Raw genomic sequence first — 11,294 nt, forward strand, 5'->3', positions numbered from 1 at the left:
GTGCGGGAGCCCGCATCGGCAAACCTCCGTACGCGCCTCCGTATTCGCGGCGGCCGGGTGGCGTCCACCGATCTCCGTACGCTGTCACCCGGAATACGGAGAGCGGTGGATGCGCGGCGTGTGGGGCTCACACGAAAGTGGACGCCGCAGAACCCGATCACCGGAACCCGATCACCCCACCACCGCACCACCAAGGAGACGACGTGCAGCTGACCGCGGAGTTCGCCCCGGACCGACAGGCCCTCGTCGGCGGCCCGCTGCGCGGCTGGCAACACCACGCCCACGAGGACGCCCTGGCCCGCGTCGGCCCGGTGCACCCGGCCGAGCTGCCCAACGGCCTCGAAGTGCTCGTGACCACGATGGGACTGGACGCGACCCGCGCGCTGCTCGCCGACGACCGGCTGGCCAAGGACGCCGTCGGGCTGCGCACCGCGATGCAGGACCAGTTGGCGCGCAAGGGGCGGCCGACCGACCTGTCGCGGATCATCGGCCCGTCGATGCTCAACACCGACCCGCCCCACCACCGCAAGCTGCGCGCCCTCGTGTCGCAGGCGTTCACCGCGCGGCGCATCAACGCCCTGCAGCCGATCGTGGAGCGGACCGCGCACGACCTGGTGGCCGCGCTGCCCGACGAGGCCGACCTGATCGAGGGCCTGGCCTTCCCGCTGCCGCTGACGGTGATCTGCGACCTGCTCGGCGTGCCCGTCGAGGACCGCGACCAGCTCCGCCACTGGACCGCGGCGATGATGACCGAACGCCCCGAGCTGGTGGTGCCGGCGTCGGACGCCATGTTCGGCTACCTCGCCGGGCTGATCGAGTACAAGCGGGAGCAGCCGGACGACGCGCTGCTCAGCGGGCTCGTGCAGGCCCGGGTAGACGGGGAGCGGCTGACGCCCGAGGAGCTGCTGACCACGGCGATCCTGCTGCTCGTGGCCGGGCACGAGACGACGACCGGGTTGATCGGCAACGCCGTGGTCGCGCTGCTGTCCTCACCCGGCGCGTGGGACGGGCTGAACGCCGAGACGGTGGGGTTGGCGATCGAGGAGGCGGCCCGGTGGGACCCGCCGGTGCGGGTGACGCCCCACTACCGCGCCAAGACCGACATCGAGCTGGCCGGCGGGGTGATCCCGGAGGGGTCGGTCGTGATGATCGGCCTCGGGACGGCGGGGCGCGACCCGGAGGTGCACGGGCCCACGGCGGACCGGTTCGACCCCATGCGGGTGCCGGTGGGCGGGAACGCGGCGCTGGGGCACGCGGCGTTCGGGCACGGGGTGCACTACTGCCTGGGGCACCACCTGGCGCGGATCGAGGCGCGGGCGGCGTTGAGCGCGTTGCGGATCCGGGCGCCGCGGGCGCGGTTGGTGGTGGAGGCCGGGGAGCTGGTGCGGGCGGACAAGGTGGTGCCCAACACGTTCGCCGAGGCGAGGGTGCTGTTGGAGGGGTGAGGTCCATGGCCGCTGCGGCTTGATCCGACCCGGGGCACCCGAACCCCTGTCGAATCAAGCCGCAGCGGGCCGACCCGCGTGGTGTGGTCAGTCGGGGAGGCCGGCCAGCAGGGTGATCAGCTGGTGGCGGTTGGTGATGTCGAGCTTGCGGTAGATGCGGGTCAGGTGGGTGTGGACGGTGGCGGGGGAGATGACCAGCCTGGTGGCCACCTCCGGGTTGGAGAGGCCGTCGCCCACCAGTTTCGCGACGTTCCACTCGGCCGGGGTGAGGCCGCCCGGGCGGCGGTTCGGCTCGGTGGTCGGGACTTCGTCCAGGACGGCGGCCAGGGCCTGGTCCACGGACTCGGCCGGGCTCGCGTAGGCGCGGGCGTACTCGTCCTCGCCCAGGACGGCCTTCGCGCGGGCCACGGCCTGCGCCGTCATCCAGGCGAACGGGACCAGGCCGTCGACGCGGACGCCGGTGACGCGGTGCAGGCCGTGGGCCAGGCCGAGCATGCGGGCGGCCGCCGAGCCGTCGCCCGCTCGCGAGTGGGCCCAGCCGAGGGCTTCGATGGACCACAGCGGGCCCCACTTGTCGCGGATCTCCCGTTGCACGCGCAGTCCTTCGAGCAGGACGTCCAGCGCGCCGACCGGGTCGCCCCAGCGGGTCTGGACGACGCCGCGGCACCAGTGTGCCCAGCTGATGCCCCAGAGCGCGCCGAGGCGCCGGCACTCGGCGTGGAACTCCTCGGCGGCCGGTTCGGCCTGTTCGCGGGAGCCCAGCAGCACCAGCGACACGGTGAGCAGGATGTGCGCCAGGTGGTGGTCGACGGCGAACGCCGGGCCCAGCGCGCCGAACTCCTCGTGGGCCTGGCGCAGCAGTTCGACGCCTTCGATCGCGCCGAGGGCCAGGACCGCGTACGCCCCGCGCACGAAGGTGACCGCGGGGACCGGGCCGCCCACCTCGCGGGCCATGGCGTCGGCTTCGTCGACGCGCCGGGCGACGAGTTCGCGTTCCACGCCCAGGCAGAGGGCGATCCAGGCGTCCAGGGCGATGGCGCTGGCGCGCAGCGGGTCCGGGGTCGGCGGGGTGGCGGCCAGGGCGCGGCCCAGCCACAGCCGTTCTTCCGGTAATCGGCCGGCGTAGGTGTACCAGCGGGTGCGGGCCAGGTCGACGCTCATCAGCAGGCCGACGTGGGCGGTGTCGGGGTTGCGGATCAGGTCGTTGAGGACGACGCGGTGGTTGGCCATGTCGGCGTCGACGGCGGCCAGCAGCGCGGCTTCGTTGTGGCCCGCGAACGACTCGGCCAGGCGGGCGGCTTCGCGGCGGAAGTAGTCCTGGTGGCGTTGGCGCACCTCGTCCACCTCGCCGGCGGCGCGCAGGCTCGCCGCGCCGTGCTGGCGCAGCGGTTCCAGCAGGTGGTAGCGGCTGCGATCGGCGGAGGGCAGGGCGATCGACTTGTCCAGCAGCCCCGCCAGGGCGTCGGCCACCTCGTCGGCGGGCAGGCCGTCGCCCGCGCAGACGGCCTCGGCGGCGGGGAGGCTGAAGCCGCCCTCGAACACCGACAGGCGCGCCCACAGCAGGCGTTCGGCCGGCGTGCAGTGGGCGTGGCTCCAGTCGATGAGCGCGGCCATGGTCTGGTGGTGCTCGACCGCGGTGGTGTCGTTGGCGGTCAGCACGCGCATCACGTCGTCGAGGCGGTCGGCCAGCAGCGACACCGGCATGGACCGCATCCGCACCACGGCCTGCTCGATGGCCAGCGGGATGCCCGAGACGCGCCGCAGCACGCGCACCACGTCCGGCCAGTTCTCCGGCGTCACCCGCCAGCCCGGCACGCTCGCCTCGGCCCGGTCGACCAGCAGCGCCACGGACTCGTAGCCGAGGTCCATCGGCGCGTCCTCGGCGGGCACGTCCAGCGGCGGCACCATGACCAGCACCTCGCCGGGCACGCGCAGGCGGGCGCGGCTGGTGGCCAGGACGCGCACGCCGGGCGCCGCGCCGAGCACCGCGCGCACCAGCCGCGCGACCGGCTCGACCAGGTGCTCGCAGTTGTCGAGCACCAGCAGCACCTGGCGGTGGCGCAGGTAGTCGACCAACGTCTCCAGCGGCGTGGTGGTGGCCTGGTCGGGCACGCCCACGGCGCTGAGCACCACCTGTGCCAACAACTCCGGGTCGCCGCCGCGCGCGGACGCCAGCTCCACGACCCGCACGCCGTCGTCGTACGCCCGGTGCACCTGCGCCGCCAGCTCCAGCGCCAGGCGGGTCTTGCCGCCGCCGCCCACGCCGGTCAGCGTGATGAGCGGTGCGGCGCCGATCCGCCGGCGCAGCTCGGCCAGCAGGTCCTTGCGGCCGACGAACGAACTCAGCGCACGCGGCACCACACCGCCTCCCGATGCCCGCTCGGTCATCGGGACACCGTACGACATCCGCTCGCGCGCACACCGGGAGATCCACGAAGCAACGCCCGGGCTAAGCAGTTTGCAAGCCCTTTCCGGTGTCTCGGCACGTCAGGCGTTTGCACGGTTTCTCCGACAGTGTTGGCGTGCAAGGAGCTGCACGTCCTTGCGCAATGGAGCGTGGTGGGAGTCGTGGTGCGAGCGGGAACGACCGCCTTGCTCGTGGTCCCCGGTCCGGTCGGGGCGCCTCGGCCGCGCCGAGCGGCGCCGCCGAGGCGCGGGCACCCGCGGCGGCGGGGGCGAACGCCACTACGGCCTTCCACCGCCTGCCTTCGGGGTGGCCGGTGGCCAACGTGCACCACCAGCCGCGCAACGGGCCGTGGACCGCGTGCCGGGCGGGACGGCGTTCAAGCCGGTTCACCTCCGGCGCGGTGGACAGCTTCGCCCTGGTGGCGATCTCGGGTGCGGCGATGTTCACCGGCATCCCGCGGCCCCTGTCCGAGGTGACTCCCGGCGGGCGGGCCACTCTTCCACCGCCCGCGGGATCCCGTTGCCGCTCGCCCTTTCGAGTGATGTGGCGTCACGTGCTCGGTGGCCGGCGCGATAGTCCTGTCACAGGTCATCCCATCCGCGAAGTCGGCGGGCCGGAAGGGGCGACGATGGGCACGACCGGCGCGGACCGCCGACAACGCATCCTGGCTTTCGCGACGTCCGGGGCCACCGCGCTGTCGGGAATCGTGATCAACTTCGCCACCGAGTGGAAGAGCAACCCGCTCGCATGGCTGGTCGTGCTGCTCGTGACCGTCGTCTCCGGACTGCTCGCGCTGATGGGGAACCGCCCTGTGGGCACCTCGGGCACCGGACGGGCCGACGCCGCGCCTGCCGCGAGCGCCTCCGCGCGGGGCACGGGCAACGTCGTCACAAACAACCTCAGCTACGTCGTGCACCACAACTCCTCCGCACTGGCGCTGATCGTGGTGGTCGCCCTGGTCGTGCTCGCGGCCGGCACCGGTGGCCTGCTGGCGAACCGCCTGCTCGACCACGACGGGACCGCAGCGCCGGCGAGCGGGCGGGCGGCTCCGACGGAGCCGATACCGTTCACGCACGCCGTCCGCAAGATCACGCCGACCTGCGGAGCGCCGTGGATCACGCCGAAGCCGCCGGAGCAGATCCGGCTGCCGGTCCCGCAGGAGGTCACGTCCCACGGCGGCTGGTCGGAGTGGGACCAGGTGAACGAGGGCGGCGCGGCGGCGAGCCCGGGCCAGGTCATGATCACCGTGCAGGGCAGGTCGGACGCGCAGGTCGTGCTCACGGACCTCCGGGTGCGCGTCGTGGCCAGGCGTGAACCGCTGCGCGGTACCGCCGTGGTGCGGCAGTGCGGTGGACCGGGGGTCGTGCGCCGGCTCTCGGTGGACCTCGACCGGGATCCGGTCGCGCCGACGGCCGAGGACCAGTTCGGCGCGACGGACCCGGACACGCCGCAGTGGGAACGCAAGCCGATCAAGTTCCCCTACACCGTCTCGCTGACCGACACCGAGACGTTCGTGGTCGAGGCGAAGACCGACGGGTGCGACTGCGACTGGGTGATCGACCTGCACTGGGCCTCCCAAGGCCAGGTGGGCGTCCTGCCGATCACGGATGACGGGCACCCGTTCCGGACCAGCAGCAGGAGGAACGCCCGCACCTGCGCGGTCCTCGACACCGAGTTCGCGTGCTACTGAACCCCCGTCAGCCCCAGGCCAGGACCGACTCGACCTCGACGTCCAGGTCGGACACCGGGATGTGGCCGAACTGCTCCACCACCACCCGGCCGTCACGGCGACGCCACGTGCCCCGCACCTGGCCGTCCACCACGACGTGCGGACCCGCGGACCGTGCCCGCGGCGCGTGCGACGGGTCCAGCAGCAGCGCCCGGTCGGCGTAGCCCAGCAGGAACGTGTCGAACGGGCCGAGGAGGCGGACCGTGCCGTCCAGGTCGGCGGCGTCGGCGGCGGGCAACTGCCAGCCGTGCCTGCCCTCGACCAGCTCGCCGAACGGGAACGCGGCCCGCACCTCCGCCTCCGGCAGGCCGCTCCACGCGGTGAAGTCCTCGACCGTGGCGGGACCGCAGGCGCGCAGGTAGCGCCGGACCAGCTCGGCCGCGCCGCGCGGCTCGTCGTCGGACGGCTCCAGCAGCCGGTAGGTCGACTCGCCCGCGCACACCACGCCCAGGTTGGCGGCGTGGGCCAGCAGGTAGGCGGGCGCGGCCGGGTCGAGCGCCACCCCCACCCCGGCGAGCCGCGCCACGACCTGCGCCCTGGTCAGCGGCTCGGTCAGCACCTCGCGCAGCGCGTCCAGCGCCCGCCCGCAGACCTCGTCGGTGAGGCCCAGCTCCAGCCGCCGCCGCCGGGACCGGGCCGCGTTCACCGGGCCGAGCAGCGCCACCAGCCAGCCGACGTCCTCGCGGCGCACCAGGTGCACCGCGCCGCGCATCGCGCACGTCCGCACGACGTCGCCGGCGTCGAGCGCGGCGCGCAGGTCGGCGGGGGACAGGCCGGTGGTGCGGGCGCGCACGGCCAGTCCCGCCGCGGCCAGGTCCTGCGCCTGCACGGCGAGCACGTCGCGCAGCAGCTCCGACAGCGACCGGGCGGGGGTGGTCAGGCGTTGCGCCCGCATGCGCAGCGCCCTGGCCCGGTCGGCGGTCGCCCCGACGGTGCTCACCTCGGCCGCGCGCCCGTCGAGCCGCGCACCACCAGCTCGGGCAGGAACACGAACTCGGCGTGCGGTGCGGGGGTGCCGCCGATCTCCTCCAGCAGCGCGTTGACCGCGGCCTGCCCCATCGCCTCGACGGGCTGGCGCAGCGTCGTCAGGGGCGGGTCGGCGAACACGATCAGCGGTGAGTCGTCGAACCCGACCACGGACACGTCCTGCGGCACGCCCAACCCGCGCTGCCGCGCCGCCCGGATCGCGCCGAACGCCATCAGGTCGCTGCCGCACACGATCGCGGTGCACCCCTTGTCCAGCAACGCCGCGGCCGCGGACTGCCCGCCCTCGACGGTGAACAGCGAGTGCTGCACCAGCTCCTCGGCCTGCTCGGCGGTGTAGGGCAGGGCGGTGCGCATGTGCTGCACGAAACCCTCGATCTTGCGCAGCACGGGCACGAACCGGCGCGGCCCGACGGCCAGCCCGATCCGCTCGTGGCCCAGCTCGACCAGGTGCGACACGGCCAGCCGCATGGCCGCCCGGTCGTCGGTGGACATGAACGGCGCGGAGACCTTCTCGGTGTAGCCGTTGATCATGACGAACGGGATGCCGCGCCCGGCGAGCTTGGTGTAGCGGCCCATGTCGGCGGTGGAGTCGGCGTGCAGGCCGGAGACGAACACGATCCCGGCCACGCCCCGGTCCACCAGCATCTCGGTCAGCTGGTCCTCGGTCGACCCGCCGGGTGTCTGCGTGCACAGCAGGGGCGTGTAGCCGGCGCTGGTGAGCACCTGCTCCACGACCTGGGCGAGCGCGGGGAAGATCGGGTTGTTCAGCTCGGGGGTGATCAGGCCGATGAGGCCGGCGCTGCGCTGCCGCAGCCGGGGCGGTCGCTCGTAGCCGAGCAGGTCCATCGCGGCCACCACCGCCTGGCGGGTGGCCGTCGACACGCCGGCCTTGCCGTTGAAGACCCGGCTGACCGTCGCCTCGCTGACCCCGGCCTGCGCGGCGATGTCGCTGAGCCGGGCGGTCACGCCGTCCATGGGTGGTTCCTCTCCGTCGGGGCGGCACGGGCACCCGAAGGAAAGTCCTTGCAAGGGTTTTCAGCAAGCCCTCGACCGTCACATTTCGGGTGCCAGTCCCGCTGAACCGAGGCAGTGCGCGGCCTGGCGCGCTCCGGCGGCCAGCGATGCGGTGACGTCCGCGCCCGCGAGGTGGGCGACGAGGAAGCCGGAGAAGAACGCGTCGCCCGCGCCGTTGGTGTCCACGACCTTCTCGACCGGCACGGCCGCGACGCGGTGGACCGCCCCGTCGACCACGGCCAGCGCGCCGTCCGCGCCGAGCGTGGCCACCGCGGGCTTGGCGAGGGAGCGCAGGAACCCGAGCAGCGCGTCGCGGTCGGGGAACCCGTCGTCGTTGAGGAACACGCGGTCGGCCGCGTCGAGGAAGTCGCGGTGGAACCGCGCGACGCCGTCGTAGTCGTGCACGTCGCACCACACCGGCACGCCGGCGCCCCGTGCGGCGGCCAGCAGGGGACGGGCGTGGTCGGCGAGGTCGATCACCGCCGCGTCGGCCGCCGCCAGGGCCGCGAGCGCGCGCCCGTCGTGCCGCGGCCGGGCCAGGCGGGGGAGTTCGAGGTAGATCGACAGGCGGCCGCCGTGCGGGTCCATCAGGTTGAGGTGCTGCTCGGTCGCGGTGTCGGCGACCTCGGCGATGACGTCGACGCCGGCGTGCCGCAGCACGTCGAGCACGGACCGCCCGGCCTCGTCGTCGCCGACCACGGTGCGCAGCGTGACCTCCGCGCCGAGCGAGGCGAGGTTGAGCGCCTTGCCCGCCGACGTGCCGCCGACCGCCGTGCGGTGCCCCTTCGCGAAGACGGTGTGCGGTCGGGCCTCGGGGAGCCGGTCCAGCAGCACCAGGCGGTTCCACGACACCGGTCCCGCGACGAACACCCTCGGCCTGCGCATGCGGCCATTCTGGGGACGGGGCGCCGAGCCGGCCATCGAGAGGGGAGCGATCCCGCAAGAGCTGTCATGCTTGACTCTATAGCTTCAGTGTTGACTAAAACTGCTCCGCGATGACGGGTCCTGTGATGAGGTGGATCAAGACGGGCCACGATCACCAGCCGAGAGGTTCCGATGCACCGCACGAGATCCGCCCTGCCCCTCGCCGCGGCGGCGTTGGGGGTGCTCGCCCTGCCCGCCGTCCCGGCGCACGCCGGCACCGACGTGCCGTGCGACGCGGGGTCGCTGGTCGCGGCCGTGACGGCGGCCAACGCGTCGCCCGAGCCGGACACCCTGTCCCTGACGGCCGGCTGCGTCTACACGCTCACCGGCCCGGCCGTGCCCGCGGGGGAGGAGGGCCTGCCCAGGATCTCCGGCGAGCTCACGGTCCTCGGCAACGGCGCCACGATCCGCCGCGCCCCGGACGCGCCGCAGTTCCGGCTCATCGCCAACTGGGGCACGCTGACCCTGTCCCGGGTGACCCTGACGGGTGGTCACGCCCCGGACGGCGTCGGTGTGGACTCTTCTGGGCAGGACTCTTCTGGGCAGGACTCCTCTGGGCAGGGCAACGCGGGCGGGAGCGGTGGCGCGATCCAGAACTGGGGTCCGCTGACCATCGCCGACAGCGTGCTCACCGGCAACCGCAGCGGCGCGGGCGCTCCCGGCGCGGACGCCACGGCCACCACGCCGGCCGGTGTCGGCGGGCTCGGCGGCTTCGGCGGCGCGATCTCCTCCTACGTCACGGGTCCCGGGGCCGGGGTCACCATCACCACTACGCTGATCACCGACAACCGCACCGGTCCGGGCGGTCGGGGCGGCGACGGCGTCGGGCGGGAGCGGGGCGGCCGCGGCGGCTCGGGCGGGTTCGGCGCGGGTGTCGAGGTGCTCCGCGGTTCGGTCCTGCGGGTCACCGGCAGCACGGTGACCGGCAACGTCACCGGGGACGGCGCGCCGGGCGGGGCGGGCGGTCCGGAAGGCGGCGGGGGAGGGGACGGTGGCGGCGGCGGTGTGGGCGCGGGCCTGTTCGTGTCCACCGACCAGGGCCGGCCGTTGTTCCCGGTGATCGCGACGACCCTCGTCAACGGCAACCGGACCGGTCGCGGTGGTGACTCCGGCGTCCCGGGTCCCGGTGGGTACGCGGGGTGGGCCGGTGCGGGCGGTCGCGGTGGTGGTGTGGGGATCTTCTACGAGCGGCTCACGTTCGACGGCAGCGAGGTCACCGGCAACACCGCGGGCGGTCCCGGCACGGGGACCTCGCCGCTGCGGGCCTCGGGTGGCGGTGTCGCCACCCTGGAGGGGAGCGCCGTGCTGGCCGGTTCGCACGTGACCGGGAACCTGCCGGACAACTGCACCAGCGTCGAGGACGTGCGGGGGTGCGTGAACGCCCGTCGCGTTCCCCCTGCCGGGAGCGCCGCCGTCGCGTCGCCGGCTCCCGTCCGTTCGGTTCCCGACCGTTCGACTGAGGACCTCGCGGCGGCGGTCCGGGCCGCGTCGGCGGTGGCGCCGCGCTGATTCGTGCCCGTGCCCGGTCGGGACGCACCCGGCCGGGCACGGGCACGGGTCAGAACTCCACCCGCAACGAGCGCAACCGGTGCCCGAGCGGCGGCACGGGGGTGCGGTCGAGCTCGTCGTAGGCGGGGCGGAGGTCGGGGAAGCGGGGCAGCAGCGCGCGAAAGCACTCGTCGGTCTCGGTCCGGGCCAGGGCGGCTCCCAGGCAGTAGAACGCGCCGAGCCCGAACGCGGTGTGCCGGTTGGGCCTGCGGGTGATGTCGAACCGGTCCGGGTCGGGGAACACCTCCGGGTCGCGGTTGCCCGCCGCGATCGCCAGGTAGACCCGCGTGCCGGCGGGCAGTTCCAGGCCGCCGACCTCGACGGGCGCGGTGCTCTCGCGGACGATGGACGAGGCCGGTCCGTCGCAGCGCAGCACCTCCTCGACCGCGGCGGGCGTGAGGTCGGGGTCGGTCCTGAGCCTGGTCAGCTCGTCGGGGTGCTGGAGCAGGAGCGCGAGGCCGTTGGCGATGAGCCCGGCGGTGGTCTCGTGGCCCGCGAACAGCAGCAGGACGCAGTTGGCGACGATCTCGTGCTCGGTGACCAGGCCCTCGCGCTCGGCGTCGACGAACATGCTGATCAGGTCGTCGCGCGGGTCGGTGCGGCGTTGCCGGACCAGGCCGCGGACGTAGTCCTCCATCTCCAGGACGCTGCGCTGGGCCTGCCGCAGCCGCTCGAAGTCGGCGAGCTGGAAGATGGCCAGGAGGTCGCGGGACCAGGTCTGGAGCTGCTCGCGCTCGGAGGTCGGCATGCCGAGCATCTCGGCGATCACGTTGGCGGGCAGCGGGTAGGCGAGGTCGGTGACGACGTCCATGCCGCCGCGGTCGGCGGCGGCGTCGAGCAGTTCGGTGGTCAGCTCGCGGATGCGGGGGCGTAAGCCGTTGACCGTCGCGGGGGTGAAGTAGCGCTTGAGCAGCTGTTGGAACCGCACGTGGTCGGCTTCGACGGTGTGGCCCATCCAGAGGTGGATGGACTCGCGCAGCGGGAGCAGCTCGTCCTGCTGGTCCCGGGTGAACGCGTCCAGGCCCTGGGTCATGTTGGCGGGGGAGAGGCGGCGGTCCTTCAACGCGGCCACGATGTCGGCGTGCCGGGTGAGCAGGTAGGCGTCGAGCTGGGGGAGGTGGCTGACCGGGCTCTCGGCGCGGATGCGGTGCAGCACCGGGATCGGGTCGGCCTGCGCCTCGGGGGCGAACACGTCGTAGGACCGGACGGCAACGGCTGAATCGCTCATGAAGGCCAGTCT

The 11,294-nt window shown here is 73.9% G+C and carries 8 protein-coding genes; 3 read left to right on the forward strand and 5 right to left on the reverse strand.

The annotated features are described in order from the left end of the window. Nucleotides 1-203: 203 nt before the first annotated feature. A complete protein-coding gene (locus tag ACIGNX_RS10240) occupies nt 204-1,445 on the forward strand; it encodes a cytochrome P450 (RefSeq protein WP_396538373.1) in 1,242 nt (413 codons plus the stop codon). A gap of 87 nt (nt 1,446-1,532) precedes the next feature. Here ACIGNX_RS10240 and ACIGNX_RS10245 read toward each other — a convergent pair whose 3' ends face one another. After that, on the reverse strand, nt 1,533-3,833 hold the full coding sequence (locus ACIGNX_RS10245) for a LuxR C-terminal-related transcriptional regulator (protein ID WP_396538375.1): 2,301 nt from the start codon (nt 3,831-3,833) through the stop codon (nt 1,533-1,535). Between the two features lie 332 nt (nt 3,834-4,165). Here ACIGNX_RS10245 and ACIGNX_RS10250 point away from each other — a divergent pair, with 332 nt between their 5' ends. Beyond that, a complete protein-coding gene (locus tag ACIGNX_RS10250) occupies nt 4,166-5,542 on the forward strand; it encodes a hypothetical protein (protein WP_396538377.1) in 1,377 nt (458 codons plus the stop codon). 7 nt (nt 5,543-5,549) lie between these two features. Here ACIGNX_RS10250 and ACIGNX_RS10255 read toward each other — a convergent pair whose 3' ends face one another. From ACIGNX_RS10255 to ACIGNX_RS10265, 3 genes are all read right to left on the reverse strand, one after another. Further along, nucleotides 5,550-6,521 carry a winged helix DNA-binding domain-containing protein gene (locus tag ACIGNX_RS10255; RefSeq protein ID WP_396538379.1) on the reverse strand — a complete coding sequence of 324 codons (972 nt, stop codon included), beginning with the start codon at nt 6,519-6,521 and terminating at the stop codon, nt 5,550-5,552. Then, the gene (locus tag ACIGNX_RS10260; RefSeq protein ID WP_396538381.1) at nt 6,518-7,543 is read right to left on the reverse strand and encodes a LacI family DNA-binding transcriptional regulator; all 1,026 of its coding nucleotides are present in this window, start codon (nt 7,541-7,543) and stop codon (nt 6,518-6,520) included. Before ACIGNX_RS10260 ends, ACIGNX_RS10255 begins: the two co-directional genes overlap by 4 nt. A 78-nt stretch (nt 7,544-7,621) precedes the next feature. Further along, a complete protein-coding gene (locus ACIGNX_RS10265) occupies nt 7,622-8,467 on the reverse strand; it encodes a carbohydrate kinase family protein (protein ID WP_396538383.1) in 846 nt (281 codons plus the stop codon). A 171-nt stretch (nt 8,468-8,638) separates the two neighbouring features. Here ACIGNX_RS10265 and ACIGNX_RS10270 point away from each other — a divergent pair, with 171 nt between their 5' ends. Beyond that, nucleotides 8,639-10,015 carry a hypothetical protein gene (locus ACIGNX_RS10270; RefSeq protein WP_396538385.1) on the forward strand — a complete coding sequence of 459 codons (1,377 nt, stop codon included), beginning with the start codon at nt 8,639-8,641 and terminating at the stop codon, nt 10,013-10,015. Between the two features lie 49 nt (nt 10,016-10,064). Here ACIGNX_RS10270 and ACIGNX_RS10275 read toward each other — a convergent pair whose 3' ends face one another. Continuing rightward, entirely contained in the window at nt 10,065-11,282 is a 1,218-nt protein-coding gene (locus tag ACIGNX_RS10275; RefSeq protein ID WP_396538387.1) for a cytochrome P450, read from the reverse strand. Nucleotides 11,283-11,294 lie beyond the last annotated feature (12 nt).

It is taken from the genome of Actinosynnema sp. NPDC053489, assembly GCF_044544865.1.
Lineage (GTDB): Bacteria > Actinomycetota > Actinomycetes > Mycobacteriales > Pseudonocardiaceae > Actinosynnema.

Excerpts from the sequence above, each read along its gene's own strand:
- ACIGNX_RS10275 (WP_396538387.1), bottom strand. The coding sequence starts at position 11,282 with ATGAGCGATTCAGCCGTTGCCGTCCGGTCCTACGACGTGTTCGCCCCC.
- ACIGNX_RS10270 (WP_396538385.1), top strand. The coding sequence starts at position 8,639 with ATGCACCGCACGAGATCCGCCCTGCCCCTCGCCGCGGCGGCGTTGGGG.
- ACIGNX_RS10260 (WP_396538381.1), bottom strand. The coding sequence starts at position 7,543 with ATGGACGGCGTGACCGCCCGGCTCAGCGACATCGCCGCGCAGGCCGGG.
- ACIGNX_RS10265 (WP_396538383.1), bottom strand. The coding sequence starts at position 8,467 with ATGCGCAGGCCGAGGGTGTTCGTCGCGGGACCGGTGTCGTGGAACCGC.
- ACIGNX_RS10245 (WP_396538375.1), bottom strand. The coding sequence starts at position 3,833 with ATGACCGAGCGGGCATCGGGAGGCGGTGTGGTGCCGCGTGCGCTGAGT.